Source organism: Bacteroidetes bacterium GWF2_43_63 (genome assembly GCA_001769275.1).
Lineage (GTDB): Bacteria > Bacteroidota > Bacteroidia > Bacteroidales > DTU049 > GWF2-43-63.
In genome coordinates, this window is the sequence record MEOQ01000050.1 from 125399 (window position 1) to 149963 (window position 24565).

21 protein-coding genes are annotated in these 24565 nt (G+C 42.2%); 10 read left to right on the top strand and 11 right to left on the bottom strand.

Annotated elements, in window-relative coordinates; translation table 11 throughout:
* Positions 1 to 119: 119 nt before the first annotated feature.
* The 3 genes from A2W93_14620 to A2W93_14630 form a co-directional block, all read right to left on the bottom strand.
* Complete coding sequence (locus A2W93_14620; GenBank protein OFY52574.1) at positions 120 to 1376, bottom strand: hypothetical protein; 1257 nt, start codon at positions 1374 to 1376, stop codon at positions 120 to 122.
* Positions 1377 to 1665: 289 nt separating this feature from the next.
* Positions 1666 to 2853, bottom strand: coding sequence for a knotted carbamoyltransferase YgeW (locus A2W93_14625; GenBank protein ID OFY52575.1), 1188 nt, complete (start codon positions 2851 to 2853; stop codon positions 1666 to 1668).
* Between the two features lie 18 nt (positions 2854 to 2871).
* The gene (locus A2W93_14630) at positions 2872 to 4065 is read right to left on the bottom strand and encodes a selenium metabolism hydrolase (protein OFY52576.1); all 1194 of its coding nucleotides are present in this window, start codon (positions 4063 to 4065) and stop codon (positions 2872 to 2874) included.
* Positions 4066 to 4296: 231 nt separating this feature from the next.
* On the opposite strand from A2W93_14630, the gene A2W93_14635 reads away from it, so the two are divergent.
* Positions 4297 to 4887 carry a hypothetical protein gene (locus tag A2W93_14635; protein ID OFY52577.1) on the top strand — a complete coding sequence of 197 codons (591 nt, stop codon included), beginning with the start codon at positions 4297 to 4299 and terminating at the stop codon, positions 4885 to 4887.
* 99 nt (positions 4888 to 4986) lie between these two features.
* Positions 4987 to 5466, top strand: a complete 480-nt coding sequence (locus tag A2W93_14640) for a hypothetical protein (protein ID OFY52578.1) — start codon at positions 4987 to 4989, stop codon at positions 5464 to 5466.
* Here the strand turns inward: A2W93_14640 and A2W93_14645 are convergent.
* Positions 5451 to 6152, bottom strand: coding sequence for a hypothetical protein (locus tag A2W93_14645; GenBank protein ID OFY52579.1), 702 nt, complete (start codon positions 6150 to 6152; stop codon positions 5451 to 5453). The genes A2W93_14640 and A2W93_14645 overlap by 16 nt on opposite strands.
* Before the next feature lie 152 nt (positions 6153 to 6304).
* Between A2W93_14645 and A2W93_14650 the strand changes: the two genes are divergently transcribed.
* Positions 6305 to 7834 (top strand): glutamine-hydrolyzing GMP synthase, encoded by a 1530-nt coding sequence (locus A2W93_14650; protein OFY52580.1) that lies wholly within the window; start codon positions 6305 to 6307, stop codon positions 7832 to 7834.
* A 41-nt stretch (positions 7835 to 7875) separates the two neighbouring features.
* On the top strand, positions 7876 to 9654 hold the full coding sequence (locus A2W93_14655; protein ID OFY52581.1) for a hypothetical protein: 1779 nt from the start codon (positions 7876 to 7878) through the stop codon (positions 9652 to 9654).
* 152 nt (positions 9655 to 9806) lie between these two features.
* Here the strand turns inward: A2W93_14655 and A2W93_14660 are convergent, their stop codons facing one another.
* Complete coding sequence (locus A2W93_14660; GenBank protein OFY52582.1) at positions 9807 to 10601, bottom strand: hypothetical protein; 795 nt, start codon at positions 10599 to 10601, stop codon at positions 9807 to 9809.
* Between the two features lie 90 nt (positions 10602 to 10691).
* Between A2W93_14660 and A2W93_14665 the strand changes: the two genes are divergently transcribed.
* On the top strand, positions 10692 to 11708 hold the full coding sequence (locus tag A2W93_14665; GenBank protein OFY52583.1) for a hypothetical protein: 1017 nt from the start codon (positions 10692 to 10694) through the stop codon (positions 11706 to 11708).
* Here the strand turns inward: A2W93_14665 and A2W93_14670 are convergent.
* Positions 11701 to 12990: a tRNA (N(6)-L-threonylcarbamoyladenosine(37)-C(2))-methylthiotransferase MtaB gene (locus A2W93_14670; GenBank protein ID OFY52584.1), complete on the bottom strand. Its 1290-nt coding sequence runs from the start codon at positions 12988 to 12990 to the stop codon at positions 11701 to 11703. The genes A2W93_14665 and A2W93_14670 overlap by 8 nt on opposite strands.
* A 62-nt stretch (positions 12991 to 13052) precedes the next feature.
* Between A2W93_14670 and A2W93_14675 the strand changes: the two genes are divergently transcribed.
* The 4 genes from A2W93_14675 to A2W93_14690 all read left to right on the top strand — a co-directional run bounded on the left by A2W93_14675 (position 13053) and on the right by A2W93_14690 (position 16718).
* Positions 13053 to 13994 (top strand): carbamate kinase, encoded by a 942-nt coding sequence (locus tag A2W93_14675; protein OFY52585.1) that lies wholly within the window; start codon positions 13053 to 13055, stop codon positions 13992 to 13994.
* 214 nt (positions 13995 to 14208) lie between these two features.
* Positions 14209 to 14811 (top strand): hypothetical protein, encoded by a 603-nt coding sequence (locus A2W93_14680; protein OFY52664.1) that lies wholly within the window; start codon positions 14209 to 14211, stop codon positions 14809 to 14811.
* Between the two features lie 17 nt (positions 14812 to 14828).
* Positions 14829 to 15710, top strand: coding sequence for a hypothetical protein (locus tag A2W93_14685; protein ID OFY52586.1), 882 nt, complete (start codon positions 14829 to 14831; stop codon positions 15708 to 15710).
* A gap of 9 nt (positions 15711 to 15719) precedes the next feature.
* Complete coding sequence (locus tag A2W93_14690; GenBank protein OFY52587.1) at positions 15720 to 16718, top strand: ornithine carbamoyltransferase; 999 nt, start codon at positions 15720 to 15722, stop codon at positions 16716 to 16718.
* A gap of 566 nt (positions 16719 to 17284) precedes the next feature.
* Here the strand turns inward: A2W93_14690 and A2W93_14695 are convergent.
* From A2W93_14695 to A2W93_14715, 5 genes are read right to left on the bottom strand one after another with little or no spacing between them, the layout of a single operon-like run.
* The gene (locus A2W93_14695; GenBank protein ID OFY52588.1) at positions 17285 to 18655 is read right to left on the bottom strand and encodes a tetrahydrofolate synthase; all 1371 of its coding nucleotides are present in this window, start codon (positions 18653 to 18655) and stop codon (positions 17285 to 17287) included.
* Positions 18656 to 18664: 9 nt separating this feature from the next.
* Positions 18665 to 20989: a hypothetical protein gene (locus tag A2W93_14700; GenBank protein OFY52665.1), complete on the bottom strand. Its 2325-nt coding sequence runs from the start codon at positions 20987 to 20989 to the stop codon at positions 18665 to 18667.
* 29 nt (positions 20990 to 21018) lie between these two features.
* Entirely contained in the window at positions 21019 to 22137 is a 1119-nt protein-coding gene (locus A2W93_14705; protein ID OFY52589.1) for a hypothetical protein, read from the bottom strand.
* A complete protein-coding gene (locus A2W93_14710; GenBank protein OFY52590.1) occupies positions 22134 to 23141 on the bottom strand; it encodes a DNA polymerase III subunit delta in 1008 nt (335 codons plus the stop codon). The genes A2W93_14705 and A2W93_14710 overlap by 4 nt, the downstream gene beginning before the upstream one ends.
* Positions 23138 to 23929 carry an AMP nucleosidase gene (locus A2W93_14715; protein ID OFY52591.1) on the bottom strand — a complete coding sequence of 264 codons (792 nt, stop codon included), beginning with the start codon at positions 23927 to 23929 and terminating at the stop codon, positions 23138 to 23140. Before A2W93_14715 ends, A2W93_14710 begins: the two co-directional genes overlap by 4 nt.
* Before the next feature lie 96 nt (positions 23930 to 24025).
* On the opposite strand from A2W93_14715, the gene A2W93_14720 reads away from it, so the two are divergent.
* Complete coding sequence (locus tag A2W93_14720; protein OFY52592.1) at positions 24026 to 24490, top strand: hypothetical protein; 465 nt, start codon at positions 24026 to 24028, stop codon at positions 24488 to 24490.
* The last annotated feature ends 75 nt before the right edge of the window (positions 24491 to 24565 follow it).

Consider the following 24565-nt stretch of genomic DNA (forward strand, 5'->3'; position numbering starts at 1 on the left):
TCACGCTGGGAGCGTGGCGTTACAAACGTTTTGCGTTACAGACGTTACAAGCGATTATGCGATATGGCTATAAAACGACAAATCAAATTCGCATTATCTCATCAAGGCTTGCAGTATTATTATTTCGAATTTTTTACAATTCTCTGCAGCGCATTTCCTGTCTGAGTTTGGACACGTACGAAATAAATTCCGTCTTCGAGCGATAACAGATCAACCTCCACATTCTGGCTTCTGATGAGGTTTTTAACCAATACGATTCTTCCATTGGCATCTGAAATTGTGATGCTGGAAATTTCGTTTTCTGCTGAAATGCTTAAAATATTTCTAACCGGATTTGGGAAGAAGGAAACTTTCGCGCTGTGAGTTTCAATACCAACCGGGGCTACAGCAATTATCTGTGAAGCTGTATCGTACAATCCGCAGTATTCGGTAATTAATGTCACTGTATATGTTCCAGGCGTGCTGTAAGTTTGAACCGGATTTTCTTCGGTTGAAGTTGCACTGTCTCCAAAGGACCAGTTAAAATGATGCGCATTGACAGATGTGCTGGTGAAATTTACTAGTAATCCTGTATTGCCGGTGTTGAACGATGCCACCGGAATTTCATCAACATTGAACCAATGAGCCAGACTATCGAAAACGACCGCCTTGACCGCATTGCGGATTATACTTGCATCAGTAGCAGCAAGCGTGTAATCGTATGTAATACTTACCGGACTTTCGCGAAACATCGAAGTGTAAAACGTACAAGCCGCAGCATAGGAGCCGGCTGGCGATGGGTGACTTTCGTCGGAGCTATATAATTCAATACCAGGTGAATTTTGTCGCAGATAATACCAGACCGCACCAACAGGTGAAACTTCAGCATTATTGTCTTCGGCCATCATCATGTAGCGCAGATGCAACAGACTGTCCATCCCTTCGTAAGTGCAGACGGGAGGCCAAACCGCGCAGTTCGACGCATCGCCGTTTTTACGACCCCAGGTCATGTAGAAAATGGTTTCGGTGCAACTATCGGCAGCATGAATCATGTTATCGAGCGTTGTTGCATAAGGGAAAACCATTGACTGTACTTCGGCATTAGTGAACGATGGAAGCTGGCTCTGCTCCTGCAATACAACATAGTCCCAGCCACCCTGATTAATCAATGATAATGATGTAGTATTAGTGCTGTGCTGGTTAAACGTGTAGCCACCGGGGACATTTGATGAGTAAACCAGCGAATCACCCGCCGATTTGGTAACGAGCGAAATAAGTTCGGGAAGGTCATTCACAGAGGTGTAGCTATTACCTAAAAAAAGTACTTTCAACGTAGTTTGAGATTTGGACGAAAAAAACAGTAAAAGCAAAACCAAAAATACAAGACTCTTTTTCATTGATACAAATTTTCAGCTAAGATATTGATGCTGGCGAAAAAGTAAATAAATCTCAGTGTCCCGTATGAATAATAATTTCTCCATTCACAGTAACACACTGTTTATGAATAAGGTTTTTTTGAAAATTATTAGTGATTAGAGCCAAACTCATCTTTATTTATATTTGCAAACACATTTTTCTAATCGAATAGAAATATAAATCTGCAGTGCTTCAAAATGGTCAGGACCATTATTTGAAGCACTGCAGATTTGTAGAATTGAAAATTATTATTTCAATAAAAATCTGGAATTACCGAACTCTGGGGGTTGCTCTTTTTTTCATAAACCTGAGCATATTGGCCACATCGTCGAAGCGGTTGGTCATCATCATGGCGGCAATTACAAACGGCTTGTAGCCAGCTTCTCTGTAAGTATCGAGGCGATATTGTTCGAACACTTCGGCTGAAACTTCGCCAGCTTTGCAGCTTACATCAGTGATGTCGGCTGGCAAACAGTGCATGTAGAGCGCGCTTCCGTCTTTGGTGAGATTCATTTTTTCGCGGGTGCACTCCCAGTTCATGTATTTTGCATTATTTGCAAGTGCTTCTTTTTCAAGTTCCTTGAGCCCTGCGCTGTCACCGGCACGCAGCAGTTCGGTGCGACGACCCATGATGTGATACGGTGCCCAGCTTTTTGGATAAACGATGTCTGCATCGGCAAAAGCTTCTTCCATGCTGTTTGCGACTTCGAATTTGCCACCACTTTCGGCGGCTTGTTTTCCAGCACGTTCGACCACATCCGGAATCAGTCCGTATCCTTCAGGATAAGCGAGAGACACATTCATGCCGAAACGCGTCATCAAGCCAATGATGCCTTGCGGTACGGAGAGCGGTTTTCCGTAGCTTGGACTGTAAGCCCAGGTCATAGCGATTTTCTTTCCTTTCAATGCGTCGAGCGAACCGAACATGTTTTTCAGATGCGCCAGATCGGCCATGCTTTGAGTCGGATGATCGACATCGCATTGCAGATTGACAATACCCGGACGTTGTGGAAGCACATTGTTTGCAAAGCCGTCATCGAGAGCTGAAGCCACTTCGAGCATATATTCATGCCCTGCACCGAGATACATATCATCGCGGATACCGATAATTTCTGTCATGAATGAAATCATGTTGGCAGTTTCGCGAACGGTCTCTCCGTGCGAGATTTGCGACTTTCCTTCGTCAAGATCCTGAATAGTCAGGCCCATCAGGTTGGCAGCAGAGCCAAACGAAAAGCGGGTACGGGTACTGTTGTCGCGGAATTGCGAAACGGCCAGTCCGCTTTCGAAAGCGCGTGTTGAAATATTTTTATTGTACAATTTGCGCAAGGCATCGGCCACATAGAGCACGAGCTCAAGTTCTTCGCGCGATTTGTCCCAGGTCAGCAGAAAATCTTTCTGATAAAGACTGGCATTTGTTTTTTCAATGTCGCGAATGAGTTTTTTGAATTTTCCCATTGTATTTCTTTTTATTGATTACAGAATCTGAGCGTAGAGTGCGTAAAATGCCGATGCAGCAACGAGATCGCTTACCGGTGTTTTTTCATTGGGGGCATGCGCCATCACTTCATTGCCAGGTCCGAAGCCAATGGTCGGAATTTTATGAATTCCATTGGTAGCAATTCCGTTGGTAGAGAAGGTCCATTTATCTACAATCGGGGCTTTGCCGAAAAGCTCTGAAAATGCTGTCACACCAGTTTGCACAGCTGGATGGTCTTCTGGCATTTTCCAGGTTGGATAATATTTCTCCATTCCATATTTCAATCCTGTAAAAGCAAGACCGTCGTACCAGAGTACTTCTACTTTTGAGTCCGGATTATTGACAGCTTCTTTCACTTCGGCCACAGCACTGTCTTTGGTTTCGCCCCAGGTGAGGCGACGATCGAGGTGGAAGCGGGCAAAATCGGCAACAGCACACAACGACGGGCTGCCGCTGATGAATTCGCTGATAGTAACACTCCCTTTTCCAAGAAATTCATCGTATTTGAGACGTTCATGCAATTTTTCAATTTCGAGAGCTGCACTGGAAGCCATGTACACGGCATTTTTGCCACGTTCGGGCGCTGAACCATGAGCCGATAATCCGCGGAAGGAAACATGAATTTCCATACGTCCACGGTGACCACGATATACATTCAGATTAGTTGGTTCGGTACTAATAACGAAATCGGGACGGAATTTATCTTCTTCAATAATATATTTCCAGCAAAGGCCGTCGCAGTCTTCTTCCATCACGCTGGCCACCACCCAAACGGTAATGTCGTTTTGCAGACCAATTTCTTTCAGAATACGGCCAGCTGTAATTGCAGATGCAATACCGCCTTTCTGGTCAACGGTTCCGCGCCCATGAACAAAGCCGTCGGCGATGAGTCCGGAAAATGGATCCATATTCCAGTTTTCAGGATTTCCGACATCAACTGTATCGATATGACCGTCGATGGCAAGTACTTTTTTTCCTGATCCGACACGGCCGAGCACGTTTCCAAGTCCGTCCATTTTCACTTCATCGAATCCGGCCTCTTGCATCTGACGCATGACTTCTTCCTGTACGGCTTTTTCATCACCGCTGAGCGATTTGATTTTCACCAGCTTAGAAAGATTCTCAGCTGTGTAGTCTTTGTACTGCGCTGCTTTTTCGTTGATGATAGCAGCAAGTTCTTTTTTATTCATATCATTAGGATTAATTCAGATTCAAAAATAGCCTGCAAAGATACGAAACCCTAATATATTTTATGTATTAAACAAAGTTAATCCATCATAAGCATTTGTGAAAATAAACCTAATGTCTCATTTTCAATTAGTTGTATTTCGATTAGAAATATATATTAAATTTAGCACTGTAATATTTTGATTTTGGCAGGAAAATTGTAAATTTGAACGCTTAATCTAAAACAAACTCTTATGAAAAAAACTTTATTTTTCGTGATGATTCTTTGCATGTTTGGCCGTTTTGGCTATTCACAACCAGTTGAAGAAGGAAACATTTTGATTGATGCTTCTTATGGCTGGCCAAATTTGTGGACTTCAGTTTTTAAAACTGCAGTTACCGATTCCTACAGTACCGATGTTAAAGTTGGCTCCATTGGACCATTGAGTGCACAATTTGAGTACATGGTATCTGATAAAATTGGTTTTGGACTAATTTTCGGCTATTCGAATTCCAGTGTCTCTTATAAAGACATTGACTCGGGTTATTATTATGATCTTTCTGTGCCGCGGGTTAGATTTATGCCTAAGTTTTCTGTCCATTTCGGTCAGTCTGATGTTTTCGATCCGTATTTTTTAATTGCTGCGGGTTATGGATCCCACACATATAAGTATGAGTCTGATGATCCAGATTACACTGGATTCGAAGTAGCAGGGATATCACCAATTGCTTTCAGACTTGCTTTTGGTGGACGATATTTTTTCAGCGATGTCATCGGTGCAAAATTTGAAATTGGACTTGGAGGTGGTGGATTGCTTGAATTTGGTGTTACAGCCAAGTTTTAATCGGGCAAAAAACTGAAAAAAATGTAGAAATTTCAATAGGCTGCCAGAAATGGCAGCCTATTGTTTTATATTTGTCAACGAAATTTCAAAAAGGGTATTATGGCAAAGAACTTATATAATCCATATCGCAAAGTCGAGGGCTACAATTGCTTTGGTTGTTCACCTGGCAATCCGATCGGGCTGCATCTTACATTTATTGAAGAAGGTGATGAGATTATTTCTGAATGGACTCCGGATGAAAATTACACAGGCTGGACCGATGTGCTGCACGGAGGCATTCAGGCCACAATGATTGATGAAATTGCCAGTTGGGTAGTCTTTACAAAGCTCAAAACAGCTGGAGTCACCAGAGAAATGACTGTAAAATACCGTAAATCTGTAATGGTTTCAGATGGGAAAGTTATTTGTCGCGCCAGATTGAAGGAAGTGAACAGATCGCTTGCTACAATTGATGTTCAGCTGTACTCGAAAGATATTTTGCGAGCCGAAGCGAAGTGTGTATATTATGTATTTGGTGAAGAAGAAGCAAAAAACAAATTTCTGTATCCGGGAGCCGATGCGTTTTATTGCCAGACCTGATATTCCCAGGGATAGCCATTTTTCCGGACATCCTTTTTTGCAGCTTTTATCAGATTTGCGTAGTATTTATCCGCTTTTTTTATTTTATTCAGTCGTTTTTTGACCTGATCTACATTGACTTTATCTTTAGAAATACCGATATAAAACAAATAGTTTTTTATTTCTTCGTAAAACATATTCAAGTCATTGCACCAGAACGCTTTTTGCAAATAAATATAGTCCGCCCGGGGGTTGAGTTCCAGGATGCTATTAAGGTCACGGATAGCCTCTCTGATTTCACCACGGGCATAATAGATGTTGCTGCGCAGAAAATAGTTCCGTTCCGATCCGGAAATTTTGATCGCTTCACCAACAGACTCAATGGCACTATCGTATCTTTTTTTCTTGTAATAGACCAATGCCTGAGAATAATACAACTTATCACTTTTCGGGTTTGAAGACAATCCGCGCTCGATATCATCCAGTGCTCTTTCGAATTCGTTGATCTTCAGATAAAGATTAGCCCTTTCGTTCAATAGATTTTCATCCGAAGGGTTGCTGCGGATTTCAGAAGAAAGATCATCAATGTCTTTGTAGATGCTTGAGCTGGATTCTTTGACAGGATCGGGCATAGCCATTTGCTGCGCGTGACTGCGACAGAACAGAACAACAAAAAAAACCAGAAGAATGCTGTAGCGTTTCTTCATTGTTGAAAACTTGACTCTTTAGGTTATACCCTTTATTAAATTATTAGAGGTCAATGCACTGCTAAAAGTTTAAAAGTTGAAAACTTTTTCCTAAAGTCTGAACGCACCAATCTATAAGCAAAATACCTATCTTTGCCGTAGATATTCAATTTATGACATCAGACAGGAAAATTCTCATTCTCGATTTCGGGTCCCAATACACACAATTAATTGCCCGCAAAGTACGCGAGCTTAATGTTTTTTGTGAAATCAAACCATGGTCAACTTCATTAATTGATGATCCGGACATTTGTGGTATCATTCTCAGTGGAAGCCCTTTCTCTGTGCGTGATGCCGGTTCGCCGAATCCCGATTTGTCGAAAGTCAGAGGCAAATTGCCTGTTTTGGGTGTTTGCTATGGCGCTCAATATCTTGCATCGGTTTCTGGTGGCGAAGTATATCCCAGCAAAAGTCGTGAATACGGCAGGGCCAATCTGATTTCGGTTGAAGAAAATTCTTTAATGCATGGTATTCTGACAGGCTCTCAAGTCTGGATGTCGCATGGTGACACCATAATGGCGGCTCCGGAAAAATTCAGAATTATCTGCAGCACCAACGATGTGAAAATTGCGGGGTATCAGATCGAAGGCGAAAACACTTTTGGAATCCAATTCCATCCTGAAGTGTATCACAGCACCGATGGTCAGAAATTGTTATCGAATTTTCTTGATATTTGTGAATGCAAGCGTGATTGGACTCCGGAATCATTTGTGCAGACCACCGTGGCCGAGCTCAAGGAAAAAATTGGTGATGAAAGCGTGATAATGGGTTTGTCGGGTGGTGTTGACAGTACTGTTGCAGCCACATTGCTCCATCAGGCAATCGGCGGCCGGCTTCATGGAATATTTATCGATAATGGTCTGTTGCGAAAAGCTGAATTTGAGCAGGTAATTGAAATTTACAACACGCTGGGATTGAATGTTACAGGCGTCAGAGCGGGAGAGCGTTTTCTTGGAAACATGAAAGGCGTTTCAGATCCAGAAACAAAAAGAAAAATCATCGGAAAAACCTTTATTGAGATATTTGAAGAAGAAGCAGCCAAAATAGAGGGCGCGTCATGGCTTGGTCAAGGCACTATCTATCCGGATGTGATTGAGAGTATTTCTGTAAATGGTCCTTCGCAGACCATCAAAAGTCATCATAATGTTGGAGGACTTCCTGACAAAATGAAACTAAAAATTGTCGAACCGTTGCGTCTGCTTTTCAAGGATGAAGTTCGCCGGGTAGGTAAGACGCTGAATATTCCGGACAAAATGTTGTCGCGACATCCTTTTCCGGGACCAGGATTGGGAATTCGGGTACTGGGCGAAGTCACAGCTGAACGCGTTCGTGTTTTGCAGGAAGCTGACGACATTTTTATCTCGAAACTTCATGAGACTGGCTTATATTCCGAAGTCTGGCAGGCATTTGCCGTGCTGCTTCCGGTGAATTCAGTCGGAGTGATGGGCGATGAGCGGACTTACGAAAATGTTCTCGCCATCAGAGCCGTAACTTCGGTTGACGGAATGACTGCTGATTGGGCGCACTTACCCCATGAATTTCTTTCTTCCGTTTCTTCGGAGATTATCAACAAAGTGCGAGGCATCAACAGAGTCGTTTATGACATCAGTTCCAAACCACCAGCCACCATTGAGTGGGAGTAGGTGAGGCTCAATTGGTATAAAGTTTGTAAATTGCGGCCGCTATGCGAAAAGTAAGTATTATTATTTTCCTGATTTTTGCCGGATTCTTGTCGGAACAGGCCTATGCACAGGTACCAGTGACTAAATCCACTGAAATTCAAATCATTGATGGTAAAACATTTTATATTCATGAAGTTCAGAAAGGTCAGACCCTATATTCAATATCAAAGGTCTATCAGTGCACGGTTGATGAAATAAAATCTACCAATCACATTAAAGATAATTCACTTCAGGCCGGATATCTGCTGAAAATTCCGACACAGGATAATAAAATCAGTGAAACAGACATTCTAAACACAAATGCCGGAAATATAGAGAGTGCCGAATACATTATTCAGCGTGGAGAATCGTTGACTGTGATAGCACAGAAACATAATACCACAGTCGAAAATATTCGGAAAATGAATCCGGGAATTGGTGATAATATTTCGATCGGACAAACAATCAGAGTTCCGGTTATTTCAAAGCCAATCCCAGTTGATTCTGCGCTCTACCACACAGTTTCCAAAGGAGAAACCCTATTTGGAATAGCGAAGAAATACCTACTGCGATTGAGCGAAATCAAAGCAATGAATCCGGGTTTGACCGAGACTCTTTCGATTGGACAACAAATTATTGTAGGATATAAAAGCGATGAAGTTGGTTTGATAAAAACAGATTCGACCTGCAATTGCGAGAATCCTAAAAAGCTAAATGAATATAATGTTGCACTGCTGATTCCCTTGTATCTCGACAGGGGCAGTTTTAAAGATTTCAACAAAGACCGGCACGACGAAAACGAGTGGTACCACAATGTGTCCTTTAGTTTTATTCAGTTTTACGAGGGATTAAAATTTGCGCTTGACACTTTGAAATCAAGTGGCATGAATGTAAATCTTCATGTTTTTGATCTGGATGATTCAGATGCAAAACTAAATAAGGTCCTGAATGATCCTGCCATGAGAAATATGCATCTGATTATTGGTCCTTTTCTCGGGAAACACATTGACACCATTAGTAAATTCAGCTACGAGAATAAAATTCCGATGGTCAATTGCTATCTTTCAGGTCAGACTGAGCTGCAAGAGATCAATCCATACTTCTTCAATCCAATTACCAGCGTTGAATTTCAGATGAAAGGCCTCGCCGATTTTTTCAAAGCTGAGCGGTCGGAATCCAATGTAATTATTGCCTACCAGCAAGGCGGATTTGAAGAAAAAGCTGCGTTGATGCTTGATTCATTTCTCAAAGCAAATAGTTATCCCTCCTGGAAACTTGTCAATATTACCGAGTCGGGCCTAAAAGGAGCCACCGGACAATTTGTTGGCGGAAAGCGCGAAAATATTCTTGTTATGCTGGCCAGCGGAGAGCTTTATGTTGAAAACATTATACGTTCGCTGAATGAATACAAGGACAAATATTCAATTTCGCTGTATGGTTTACCGTCGTGGCTAAATTACGAAGTGCTCGACCTTGAATTCCTTGAATTTCAGAACACCCATTTTTTCAGCAGTTCATTTACGGATTTCGAAAACGAGGATGTACGAGATTATGCAGAACGTTTTCAAAAACGCTATAAAGCCGATCCCGAGCGACTTGCATATGCAGGCTATGATCTGGGACTTTATTTCCTGTCGGCACTGAACAATTATGGTCCGGATTTTTACAAATGCATTGACAAGCATAAAGCGCCAATGCTGGCCACTGAGCTGAATTTCAGCTTTTCGCCCGCAGACGGATTTCGCAACACCTATATATCCATCTATAAAATGAAGGATTTCCAGTTGTGGAAAGTAAAGTGATATAAGATTTGAGATTTTAGATCTTAGATTTGAGATATCAGATTTTTGATTTGATTGACGATTTTAATGAATGATGATACGGAAAATCACTTCAAATCACGATAATTATCGCGAGGTATATCAAAAATCTGATCCGCCGCGGCGGACGCAAATCAAAAATAGATTCCCCTGAATTTTTCGAAGAATTCTTTAAACAACACTGGGTTGCATGCGATTATCTCTTTGTTGAAAACATAGCCATCGCTGCCGCTGAAATCTGTAACAACACCGCCAGCTTCCTGCACAATCAGAGCTCCTGCCGCTACATCCCAGGGGTTCAACCCAAATTCGAAAAACCCATCCATACGCCCGGCGGCAGTATAAACCAGATCCACAGCCGCACTGCCGAGTCGTCTTAATCCATGCGTATGCCTGATGGAATACCTTATGAAATCCATGTATTGGTCAATCTTCTCAAAATCATGATAGGGAAACCCAGTTGCCCAGAGCGAATCCTTCATGGCGGCCGTGTTGGTTACCCGAATTGGCTGTCTATTCAGAAAAGCACCTTCACCTTTCACCGCATGAAAGATTTCGTTCAGGTTAGGTTCGTGCACGACGCCAGCATATAACTCACCGTTTCTCATCAAGCCAATACTTACACTATACAGTGGAATTCCGTGAATGTAATTGGTTGTCCCGTCAAGCGGATCAACGATCCAGGTCCATTCGGACCCGGTGGCTTTTTCACCGCTTTCTTCTGCCAGGAACGCGCTGCCAGGGATTATCATACTCAAATCATTAAGTAGCATTTCTTCGGATTGCTTATCGACAAAAGAAACAAAATCGTTAAGACCTTTTGATTCGACATCGCTTTTCTGCAGTTTTTTGACTGAATCCAGCTGAAATGATCCAGCGCGCGATGCGGCCTGAATGATGGATTCGACAAGGGAATTGTTTGGAGACATTAGGGATGTTTGTGCAAAAGTAGGGAAAAGGATGAAATATTTTTTATTTTATGCGAAAATGTGAAAAATAAATCACACTTTTGCATAAAAATGTTTTCCATTTCCGATTTCCTAAACCTCCCGGCAAACTCCAGGAAACAGCTTCTGAAGCAGCTCCAACATGCACATAAAGGTCAAGAAAGTAGTCAAGCGCACAACCAAAAGCCCGATATTTCTTGTCCCTTTTGTCAATCAAAAAAGTTCAGCCACAACGGTCATGGTCCAACAGGTAAATCAAGATACAGATGCAAAAAGTGTCATAAGACATTTTCAGAGACAACCGGAACTCCAATTCACGCAATCAAGCTTCCGGGAAAATTCATTCACTTTTTTCAAGTGATGAGTGATGGGTATCAGACGTTACACAAGATGGCTGAAATAACCGGCGTTACAGTCTCGACGGCCTTTCAATGGCGGCATAAAATCTTAAGTGCGATGAATGCCTCGGTAAAAAAGTATGATGGCATAACAGATTTCAACCCAGGGCTTGTAGCCTTTAGCAGAAAAGGACTTAAAAATCACAAACAGAATATTAAGGAATCTTCATTAAGTGCTAATGTTTTGGCAGTGGCGGATTACAGTGACAATTCGGAATTGACGTTGTTGAGTGTTGGCTCATTGAGGCCAGTTGATTTTCCGGCTGCATTGGACGAAAAGCTTAAAGGTAATGCGATTGTCATTGCGCCCTGGAACAGGCCTGTTTATGAATTTTCCAAAACCAAAAATCTCGGATTTACTTTATTCAAGCCCGAGTTGCCGTTTAACCGCTTTGATGTAAGGCAGGCCGACAAGCTACACAAGGAACTTGATACTTATATCAGAAAAAGTATGAGAGGTGTTTCTACAAAGTATTTGCAGGCTTATTCTATGTGGATTATAAGAATCGCAGGAATAAAAAAATCAAAACAGGATGATTGGACAAGAATATTGCAGAATCAGTCGGCATGGGGGCGTTATGTAAACAGAGAAGAGCTTTTTATGTCATTCATGAAAAGCAGAGCTGATGCTGAATATATCAGAGCTTCAGGCAGAGAATGGAAAAGCGCTGGGAAATACGTTGTCAATTAGATATTTCACTAAGGACGTACTCGTTGTTTTGTGAAACAGATGATAGTTTTACAGGTCGGATTTCATTTTCCTTCATCGCAGTTTCATCCACCGCACATTTAATATAGTTATCAGTAAATCCGAATCTCAGTCCGTTTTTGCGGGTTCCTTCAGCCAGCATAGGGCGTATTGTTCCGAGGTTTTTCCTGAAGAAAATTTGTTGTTTGTCAAGACCAAGCTCAAGCAGTTTTGTTACGCGCTGTCTGATTACGTGCGGATGTACATGGTCAGGATACAGACTGGCTTTGGCCAGTGGACGGTCGCTGTAGGGGAAAACGTGCAGATAGCTTATTTCAAGCGACTTTATAAAATTGTATGTTTGCTCAAATTCTTCATCGGTTTCGCCCGGGAATCCGGTAATAACATCGGCGGCTATGCAGGCATGCGGTATTTGCTTCTTGATTGTTTCGGCACGATCGCGAAAAAGTGCGGTATCATAACGACGGTGCATACGTTTCAGTGTGTCATCGCAGCCACTTTGCAGCGGCAGGTGAAAATGGGGCATAATAATTTTGGATCCGGCGACCAGATAAATGATTTCTGGCGACATCAGCTCCGGTTCGGTACTGCCAAGGCGTATTCTGACATTGGAGCATTGTTCATCGATGGCCTTCAGCAGTCCAAAAAAATTTGCATTGTTATTAAGTCCGAAAGTGCCGATGTTGACGCCTGTTAATATTATTTCGCGAAATCCTTTGGAGACAATCTTTTCAATATCGCTCAGGACGCCGGAAATGGTGTTGCTTGTACTCCTTCCACGTGCATAGGGAACGGTGCAATAGGTGCAGAAGTAGTCACAACCGTCTTGAATCTTGAGAAAACTGCGTGTGCGTTGTTCGAGGCTGTATGCACTTTGAAATGTTTCAGTAGTATCATTTGATACTATGTTATCCGTCAAAAGCTCAACCAGATTCATTTTTTGCGAATGATTAACAATTAAATGTTTCCGATCGGCAAGGATTTCCATTAATGGCTTCGCATTAACATCGGCCATGCATCCTGTTACTGCCACTGCGGCATTCGGAGCTGATTTCATGAGCTTTGACAAGGTTTGTCTTGTCTTCATTTCAGCAACAGCAGTAACAGCGCAGCTATGCACAATAATCCAATCGGCTTCGGCTGATTGTTTTGTCTGTTGAAATCCGGCATCAGTAAAAGCCTTTACCAGCGCTGAAGATTCTGCAAAGTTGAGTTTGCAGCCCAGTGTGGTAATGTAAAAACAGAGAGGTGGGTGTCCGGACATGTCTGTTATTGGTATTTGAAAAGAATGATTAGTTTTGCAAAATTAACCAATTTAGTCTTGTTATGAATAAACTTGCAGTAGTAGCTTTTGGCGGCAACGCATTGCTCCGGGGAGATCAGAAGGGAACCTATGCCGAACAGGTTGCCAATGTAACAGCCACTTGCGAAAACCTTGTGGATCTTATTAAGCAGGGATTTGATATTGTTATTGGTCACGGAAACGGACCTCAGGTAGGGAATGTGCTTTTGCAGCACGATGGCGGTGAGGAAAAACATGGAATTATTGCCCAGCCTATGCATTTCTGTGTAAGCGAAACACAGGGTTCCATTGCTTATCTGATTGAACAGCAATTACAGAATGTGTTGAGAAAACATGGTCTGAAGAAAAATATTCTCTCATTGGTTACACGCGTTGTTGTTGATAAAAACGACACCGCTTTTCAGAATCCGACCAAGCCGGTAGGGCCATATTACACAAAAGAACAGGCCGATAAACATGGCGTAGAATACGGCTGGGTTTTTCAGGAAGATCCGCGTGGCCGTGGATACCGCAGGGTTGTAGCTTCTCCAAAACCGGTTGACATTGTCAATTGGGAAATTGTTGAACGTCTCGCCCGTGAAGGCAACATCGTTATCACCGTTGGTGGGGGTGGCATTCCGGTGATTGAAGACGAAAACGGCGATATGCATGGAATTGATGCAGTTATTGACAAAGATCTTGCATCTGCAACATTGGCGTGTAAAATCAAAGCCAACGATTTTTACATTCTTACAGATGTTTCGAATGTGTATATCAATTTCCACAAGCCAGGTGAGCAGAAACTGGAGACCATTTCGGTTCCGGATATCGAAAAGCATCTGACCGACGGACATTTCACCGAAGGCAGCATGGCACCTAAGGTACGTGCCTGTATTATGTTCGTGAAAAATGGTGGTAAAGAAGCGATCATTACCGAAGCTACACAATTGAAAAATTCAGCAGCCGGAACCAAAATAATTGCTTAATTTAGCGGCAAATTAAAAAATCAAACGTATGAACTGCACTAAATGCAATGCTGAATTAAAACCTGGAGCCCGTTTCTGTCATGTATGCGGATTTGACATGCAATCAGCTCCTGCAGTAACTCCCGTAAACCCAACTCAAACACAAAATACTATGGAACAAAACACAAACCCAACACCTCCACAGCCTACTGCTCAATCTCCGTTTGTTAGTAGGATTATTGGAATTTTGACAAAGCCTAAATCAGAATGGTCATTAATTGAAAAAGAAACTCCAAATCAAACGAAATTATTCACCGAGTATGTTCTCCTTCTAGCCCTAATTCCTGCAGTTGCAGCATTTATTGGTTATGGTTTGATTGGGATTAATTATGGATGGATTAAGGTTAGTGGCGTTAGTTGGGGATTAGGAATGGCTATCAATTCTTACTTAACCTCAATTATTAGTGTTTTTGTTACATCTTTTGTAATTAATGCACTTGCACCAAGCTTTGGTGTCCAGAAAAATTCAGGAAGAGCCTTTCAACTTGTTGTTTTTTCAATGATTCCAATGTGGGTTGGTGGTATTTTCATGGTATTACCAACTCTTGCTATTATTAGCTCCCTCATTGGCATATATTCTTTGTATCATTTATACATTGGCCTTGATTTCACAATGAAACCAACTACTGAGAAAAAAGTTGGGTATTTTGTTGTTTCTTTACTTGTTCTGATTGTTGTTTACATAATTATCGGATACATTTTGGGAATTACAATTGGTAGAATTTTTGAGCCAGATGAATTGAGAGGTCTTCGCGAATTAAATAGGATGTTTAACTAGAGTCAAAGCACTTATTTATGAAAGCCCACGAATACGCATTCTGTCCGGAGTGCGGAAACAAACTGGAGGGGGACGAGTTTTTGTGCCCCTCTTGTGGTTTTAAACTGGCAGAAAGACCGCCGGTAGCACCGCCTCCCGCACCTCCTGTAGCTCCGCCCAAGGTTGAGCAACAGGTTCCGCCCGTGGCTCCGCCACCTGTAACACCGCCACCAGTGATTCAGCAGACTCCATCGGTGCCACCTGTCACAACTCCGCCGCCGGTTAGTCAGCAGACTCCTCCAGTAATGCAAACACCGCCGCCTCCTGTAAATCAACAGGCCTCGCCGGTTATGCCTCCACAGCCCAAACCTCAACCAATAACCTACCAGCCATCTCCGCAGCAGCAATATGTGCCGCCAAAAAAGAAATCAAAAGCATGGCTCGTGATTTTACTTATAGTGCTGGGCGTTATTCTCGTTGGAGGTGGAGTAGGAGCTTTTCTGATTTACAACGGCACGCTTCCGAAAGACAAAGTTTCGTTTTTGCCTGAAAGTGTTCTTGAAATGCTCACTCCGGCCAATAAGAAATCAGACAGCAGCACAACTGTTGTTGCTCCGAAACAGACATTCTATGTCACATATTCCTACGGACTGATTAATAACAAAAAGGTGGTCATCATTTCATCAGTAATGGATCCGGCAAATTCAGCTAAATCCAATGCAGCCGGTGCTGAAACAGCCTTTCTGGAATTCGCCCGCATCAATTATTCCAAGGATTATTTCCATCTGACCAAGAACATGACGACCAAAACTTTCAACGATCGCAAAAAAGCGCTCGATGAAAGAGATAACATCAAAAAGGACTTTGAAAAGAAAGGCTATGAACTTCGCCTGATGGAAGTTCAATACTCTGTAAATTAATACCGAATTATGGCATTTAATCTGAAAAACAGAAATTTTCTCAAACTGCTGGATTTCACTCCACAGGAAATTAAATTTTTACTCCAGCTCTCAGCAGACCTCAAGAAGGCAAAATACGCCGGAACCGAAGTCCAGAGACTGAAAGGCAAGAACATCGTTCTTCTTTTTGAAAAAGACAGCACACGTACCCGTTGTGCTTTCGAAGTGGCAGCCCTCGATCAGGGTGCTCACGTAACTTATCTTGGCCCCAGTGGCTCGCAGATTGGTAAAAAAGAATCGATGAAGGACACCGCCCGCGTTCTTGGACGTATGTACGATGGTATCGAATACCGCGGATATGCACAGGAAATTGTAGAAACCCTTGGTAAATATGCCGGTGTTCCTGTCTGGAACGGACTTACCACCGAATTTCACCCAACTCAGATTCTGGCTGACTTCCTCACCATGATGGAACACACCGACAAACCGCTGAACAAAGTGGCTTTCTGCTACATGGGCGATGCCCGTAACAACATGGGTAATTCACTCATGGTTGGTGCAGCCAAAATGGGAATGGATTTCCGTGCTTGCGCTCCCAAAAGCATCTGGCCGGAAGAAGGTCTGGTGGCTAAATGTCGCGAAATAGCCAAAGAAACCGGAGCGAAAATCACGCTTACCGAAAATGTTGAAGAAGGCGTGAAAGGCTGCGATTTTCTTTATACCGATGTTTGGGTTAGCATGGGCGAACCTGCAGAAGTGTGGGCTGAACGCATCAACTTACTGAAGCCTTATCAGGTGAACAAAAAAGCGATGGATCTCACTGGAAATCCAAATGCAAAATTCATGCATTGCCTCCCGGCTTTCCACAACCGCGAAACTGCTGTTGGTGAAGACATCTTCCAGAAATTTGGCATTGAATCTATGGAAGTGACCGAGGAAGTATTTGAATCTCCCGCTTCTATCGTGTTCGACGAAGCTGAAAATCGTCTACACACTATCAAAGCTGTGATGGTTGCCACACTGGCATAAGTCGCAACAAAACTTGCATTTAAGCCCGCCTGTTTGGTGGGCTTTTTTTGTGCCCGATTGTTCGGTCTTCCAAATTCAAATGAGTTTGCAGTGAACGCATTCCCAGTTTTCTCCGATTTTTCATTTCTGGACACAGCTTCTCAGACTGGGCGTCCACGGCTTTGTTTGAAATCGGCTTTAAGCTGATTTATTTTATACAAAAGTGTGATTTTGAAAACACACTTTTGTATAAAAATAAAAATTTTATATGTTTGAAATACAATGTAATAACACAACAATGCGTCGAATAATTCATTAGTTTTGTTCCACTAAAAACAAGAAAATACATTAGATGCTCACGTTGGTCCGGAAGCCCGACGAGCATAAAATGTGATAATCGAACCGACAATAAAACGCACAATGCCGATTTATCCGATCGCCATCGCCAATTTGAATTATTAGGTTCAGCAAAATGAAGAGGAGTTGCACTTTAAAAAAAGTGGCAAGCGTGCGAACTTTAGAATATAGGTTGAATTGACCTTCGATTCAAAGAGTCAATGATTGAAGTCTCGAAAAATAAACGTTTCTTAAAATTTCAGCGCCATCTGCCGGTCGCTATTTTTTCGACCAGGTTTCTTTGTATATGAAAATTCTTTCATCGTCAATGCATCGGCAACGGTGAAGGTACTGCCTCCGATAAAAACAATGTCGTTGTTCGAGGCATTACCGATAGCGGCATTCACTGCAGCTTCTACTGTGTCATATGCACTTCCTGATATCCCAGTCTTACGGGCTTTCGTCAGTAATTGTTTTGCATCAAATCCGCGTGGGACCGATGGTTTGCAGAAATAGTATTTAGCATTTGGCGGAAATAATTTCAGCATTGCTTCATGGTCTTTGTCGTCGACCATGCCAATCACCATGTGTAATGTCTGGTATGAAAGCGATTTCAGCATGTTCGAAATGCTTGTAATTCCATCAGCGTTATGACCCGTATCCATGATGATGGCTGGCCTGGAGCCAAATACCATCCAGCGTCCACGCAGGCCGGTATTGTCAATCACGTTTCGGATTCCTTTTCGGATATGCTGAATATACAGTTTGAATCCAGCTTTTCGAAGTTGAACTGCAGCTGCAATTACAGTCTTCAGATTTTTTATCTGATAACTTCCTGCCAGTGGCGATTCGAAGATGTGCTCCTGTTCATCAATGCCGGCACGAATCCGAAGTACGGGTGGAACCAGTGTATGAACATCAGTTTGAGTAAATATTTCTTTATCCGCAAAAATGATTTCCGAAGTATTTTTTTTTGCAGCATCAATAAAAACTTTCCTGGTTTCACTTTGTGTTTCACCGATGATAACAGGGACTCCAGGCTTAATTATTCCCGCTTTTTCCTGTGCTATTTTCTCCAGGGTATTACCAAGAAACAGCGTGTGATCAAGTCCGATATTGGTGATGACTGACAATTCTGGCGAAATCACATTGGTGCTGTCAAGGCGGCCACCCATGCCGGTTTCGATAATGGCAATGTCAATTTTCCGGTCCGAAAAATATTGAAAACAAAGTCCGACCGACATCTCGAAAAACGATGGCTTTAGTATATTGAGAAACGTACTGTTTTTCTCAATGAAAGTTGCTACATATGATTTTTCAATCATCGTCCCATTTATGCGGATACGCTCTCTGAAGTCGGTCAGGTGGGGCGATGTGTAGAGTCCGGTTTTGTAGCCGGCTTCCTGAAATATCGAAGCCAGATAGTGCGAAACACTTCCTTTGCCGTTTGTACCTGCAATGTGGATGCTTTTAAATTTGTTCTGCGGATTATTCAGATGGTCGAGCAGGGCAATGGTATTGTCGAGATTGGCCTTATAGGCAGCGCTTCCAACCCGCTGAAACATCGGCAGGGCAGACATGATGTAATTTAATGCATCGCTGTAAGTTGGTTTCCCGGACATGATTGAATATCAGAAGCGAAGCGATATTCCAAAACTTGGCATCAACGGAAGCTGATTTACACGTTCGTTTGTGATGCGGTCGAAATAAAACACGTTGTCGCGATCATAAATATTTGTGACCGAAAGATTGGCTTCAAGCTTTGTTTCTTCGCTTAGGTAGAAAACTCGCTTAGCACTGAAATCAAGACGGTGATAGTAGGGCAGTCTGCCGGCATTGTAATTATCATACAATACTCCAAGTTCTTCTTCAGCAGTAAAAATGTCGGTGTCAAGACCATCTGTGAAATTGACGGAAGGATAAAAACCAGCATTCTGGGTGAATGGAAATCCTGATCCCAGATTCCAGCGGAAGCTTATTTCCCATTTATTGAATTCACCGAAGCGATACGAAGCAACAAGATTCGCATTGTGACGACGATCGAAGTGTGGTGTATAATTGATGATGCCGTCGTAGCGATGAATGAACCCGAATGAATAAACACCCCACAAATACAAATGATTGCTGTTGTATTTTACCGAAAGATCGGCGCCTTCTGCATTGCCATTTTCAATAATGAAATCCTTTTTCAGATAGTCTGGCTTGTCGTAATACTCTCCAATATCATCGTAAACCTTATTTCGGTTCATATTGGTGAGTTGCGAGAAATTCTTGTAATAGAATTCAAGATTGAATGTCAATGTTCGCTGCCTGGTGTTGTCCTTCGATAAATCAAAAGCACCGAATTCAAAACCAAAAATGGCGTGCTGTGCTTTCTGCAGTCGCGATGTCACTTCTTTTCCATCGAATTCATCCTGCAGATTATCGGGGCCGGATAAAAATCCGTAAAAAAGATTTACAACATCACGGTCCGAAGATGCTGATATAAGATTTTGCGAATATAGACCTCCGGCGGCTTTGATCCTGAATTTTCTGGCCATATTGTATTTCACAGCCAGCCGTGGCTCAGGCGAAAATTCGGACAGACTTGGATACGCATGAAGACGGAATGATGGTTCAATAATAAATGAACTGTCAATAATAGTTTTATACTTTACATAGCCGGCAAACTCAGTAGTGTTGTCTTGTTGTGTAATAAGTCTGCGGGCGCTGTTGTAAAATGAAAGATCGGTGTTGAACCCGAGCATTTCAATTCCATATTTTACATCGGTGTTTTTTCCGGCAAAATATGTAAACGTCAGGGCTATGTTGAAACCATTAATAGATGAAGTTTTTGGAAGATTTGTCTGATCAGTCAACATGAGTTTGTAGTCGGAATAGGCCAGAATACCTTCGATCAAAGTTGGGGATGATCCTGGAATGATTACAAAGTTGGTGCCACCGCCATTGGCATCCCATGCGAAGTTGGCGATTGAACGGTAGGTCACATCATCGGAAAAATTAAACCCGAAAAAATTAATTCTTGATCCGTTGTCAGTGGCAAGACTGATCTTTCCGTAAATGTCGCGGAAATCAAATGGCAGCCCTGCCGTATCAATGTAATTGTAGAAAATTTTCGAACTCTCGCTCAGGTATGAATTTTTTGCTGCAATAACAAAAGACGAATTGAAACCTTTTCCTTTGTCTTTTACGATGGGGCCTTCAAACACAAGGTTGGCTCCAAATGGATTGGCAAGAAAAACGCCGCTGTATTTCTTTTTATTCCCATCGCGGGTTGTAATGTCCATTACCGATGAAATGCGTCCGCCATATTCGGCACCAAAACCACCGGTGTAAACATCAACATTACGAATGATTTCGGTTTCGAAAACAGAAAACAAACCAATGCTGTGAAACGGATTGTAAACCACCATTCCGTCCAGCAATACTTTGTTCTGAATGCTTGATCCACCGCGGATATACAGCTGTCCGCCCTGATCTCCGGTGGTAATGATTCCAGGAATATTGGTGATATACTGTACAATATCGGGTGATCCAAACATGGGTACTTGTTTGATCTCGATAGGTGTCACTGTTTCCTTACTGATTAATGTCTGCGTGGTATCATCACCGCGGTTGCCGATGATCTGAACTTCTCCAATAGTTCGTGCTCCCTTTTCGAGATAATACTTTTTGGTAAGCAGTTCGTTTCCTTTAATTGTGACAGTTTCACGCAAAGTGTCGTAACCGAGATAGGTAATCATTAGTTCATAGGTCCCGGGTGGAATCTGCATAATGGTGAAGTATCCGTTTATGTCGGTCGGGGATCCAAAGCTTGTTCCCTTGAGATACACATTAGTGAAAATAACTGGCTCACTGTTTCCTTTGTCATAAACAAAACCACGGATGGTTCCTTTTTGCGCAAAAGAGGCAAAGGTTATCAATGAGAGTGTCAGCAGTATTAATATTCTTTTCATTGGACGAAATTGGCTGGTTTTGTTTTTTGTCAGATATTTTTCACAAAGCACCGGCGGCGCTTATGCTGAATATGCTCGTAGTTTTTCCAGGTGGTAATAGCCTTGTTGTTGGATTCAAAAATTCCGGTTGTTTCAACGTACGGAACTTTGTATTTGAGCAATACTTGCTGAAGCTCGAAAATAAGCACAGCTGCAACACCCTGACTCTGTAATGCCGGATCGACGCCTGTTAGCAGCAGATCCATCTCAGTTGGGTGTTTGAGCGCGTGCAGGATATGGCGAAAACGAAACGGGAATAATTTACCATTGCATTTCTGCATGGCGCGCGACAAACTGGGCAAGCCAACAATAAATGCACGGAGTTCGTTGTTTTCATCTAAAACAACTTTGACGAATTCAGGATTAAGAAAACTGAAATACTTCTTAATGTAAAATGCTTTTGTAGGCTCATCAAATGCTGAAACATAGGGTAGTTCCTCGAATGCATGATTCAGCAATGTAAATAATTTATGTGCGTAGGGCAGCATTTCTTTTCTGCTGTTAAAGCCAACGACTTTAAGTTTGAAGCGGGTTTTTATCAAATCCACCATGCGCGTAGCCTTCTCCGGAATGTGATCATCGAGTTTCAGACGGAATTCGAGCCAGTCGTTTTCTTTTTCATATCCGCATTTCTCAATGTATTGCTGATAATAGGGATGATGATACACCGATGCAATCGAAGGCAAATGATCAAAGCCTTCAATCAGCAATCCCTGTAAATCGAGGTTGGTAAAACCCAGCGGTCCGTGAATCCGGGTGATGCTTCTGTCGCGCAGCCAGTTTTCGGCGGTGCGCAACAAAGCAGCAACAACCCCTGCATCATCAATCGCTTCAAGTCTCGAAAAACGTCCCAGTTTTTCACCGACTTTTTCGTTGTATTTGTGATTGATTATAGCTGCAATACGCCCGATGGTTTTGCCATTTTCCTCTGCTATCCAAAAGCATGAATCGCAGAAATTCATTGCAGGATTGGTGTCCTTGTTGAAAATCTTGTATTCATCTTTGATAAGTGGCGGAATCCAGTAAGAATTTCCTTTGTATAATTCAAACGGAAGCATGATAAATGCTTTCTGTTCGTTTCGGCTTTCTACTTTTTTTATGGTCATCATAAATGTACTATTTTGTAGATCATTTCACGCATTAGCTCACTTTCAGGTGTTAAACAGTCAACGCCTTTCGCTTTCAAATCATATGAACGAAGAAGCTTGAAAACATCAAGAACTTTTTTCATATTATAGAATGCAGCTGAATTTTTGTATTGATCAAGAAAAAATGGTTTCACACCCATCTCGGCAGCCAGAGCAGCACTGCCTTTTGAGTTTCCGAGTTGTAAATAGATAAATAATTTTTCAAAATACGAATACAGAATTCCAATCACAGCAAACAGCGATACCTCCTTCGTATTGGCCGCAAAATAATTTGCAATTTCAAGTGCTTTTGCTTTCTTATTGCTGGTAATGGCCGACTGCAATTCAAACACATTGTATTTTTTCGAAATCCCGATATTCGTCTCAACTACATCCATAGTGAGTGTTCCCCCTTCGGGCAAATTCAACATTACTTTGTCAAGCTCATTGGCAATTTTACTCATATCCTTGCCTAATGATCCTACAATGATCTGCGCAGTCTTTGGAGTGCAGACAATTTTTTTCTGCGAAAGATATTTAATAATCCAATCCGGCAACGCAGCTTCTTTTATCTCAGGAGATTCGAAAACCAGCACTGCTGCAGGGTTTTTGGCAAACAAGGTCTGAAGCCTTTTGCCAGCCTGTTTCTTGTAGCAGATAACTAAAATTGAACTGGGTTGCGGATTTGCAATATAAGCGGCCAGATGCTCAAATTCTTTATCTTTGACATCCTGCGCTTCTTTGAGAATAGCAACCTGATAATTACTCATCATCGGGAAGCACTTGAGCGTAGATACAAGATCGCTTATATTGGCATCGCGTCCGTAAATTACGGTCTGGTTGAATTCACGCTCTGCCGGCTCAAGAATGGAATTGGCCAAATGATTCGACACCACATCAATCAAATAAGGCTCAGCTCCGTGCAGAAAATACACGGGTCTGAAAACTTTTTTATTGACTTCATTTATAATGTCGGTGTGGGTCATCTGTTTGGATTGTCGTTGTCGAATAACAGGTGTTTCACCGATACGCTATTGTTGATGAGGAGCTGCAGGGCGCCAATTCCAATCTGCAGATGATCTTCCACATAATTTTCGTTTACAGTTTTGTCACTGACCGCAGTCTTGACTCCTTCCGACATCATTGGTTCATCGCTCACCAGCAACAATGCTCCTGTAGAAATATGATTATAAAAACCGGCTGAAAAAAGTGTGGCCGTTTCCATATCAACAGCTATCGCTCTTACTTTTATGAGATATTCCTTGAAAGCCTCATCGTGTTCCCAAACGCGACGGTTAGTGGTAAATACAGTACCTGTCCAGTAATCGTTGTGATGGTCACGCACCGAAGATGAAATTACCCGCTGCAATGCAAATGCAGGCAATGCTGGTACTTCAGGCGGAAAATAATCGTTCGATGTTCCTTCACCCCGTATGGCTGCAATTGGGAGAATCAAATCTCCGACTTTAGTGATTTTTTTTATTCCGCCACATTTACCAAGAAATAAAACGGCTTTTGGATTGATTGCGCCAAGCAGATCCATGATGGTAGCCGCATTGGCACTGCCCATTCCAAAGTTTATAATAGTAATGTTTTCAGCAGTGGCATTCGGCATGCTTCGATCGAGTCCGTCGACCGGAACATTGTGCATCTGCGCAAACAAATCTACGTATTGATTGAAATTTGTCAGCAGAATATATTCACCGAATTTATCCAATGGCAGTCCGGTGTAACGTGGAAGCCAGTTCTCAACGATTTCGGGTTTGGTTTTCATGCTTTTCTGTTTTTAATCAACTCGTTTGCTCATATTCACTAATTTTGCAAACAGGTTTCAACCAACAAAAATAACAATTTTAAGGTACATTTTTGCATGAACTCAAATATTGCCCTCAATCTTCCGCTTTTTAATTCCCGGATTCAAATTGTTGATGGTAATGATGCTATTTTTGATGAATTTCGTAAAAAGTGGGTGCGCTTGACTCCTGAAGAATGGGTCAGGCAGCAGTTTCTGATGTATCTGCACATTCATCTTGGCTACCCGGCAACTGCTATCGCGGTGGAAAAATCGCTCACCTATAATGGCATGACGCGTAGGCCCGATGCTGTGATCTCAGGCCGCAATGGGCTGATATTGATGGTCATCGAATGCAAGAAACCAGATGTTACCATCGATGAAAAAACTTTTCTGCAGGCTGCCACTTATACTTCGGTTTTAGGGAATGCTTATATTATGATTACCAATGGCTTATCGCATTTTGTCTGTAGGACAGATGCCGCTTCAAAAAAAATGCTTTTTCTGCAGGAAATTCCAGACTATGCAACACTCAATGGTTGATTTTTCGTTGAATGGGAAATTAGTCTGTGGCTGATTTTAATCAGTGTCCGGTAAAAAATAAAAATATTTTAAGGA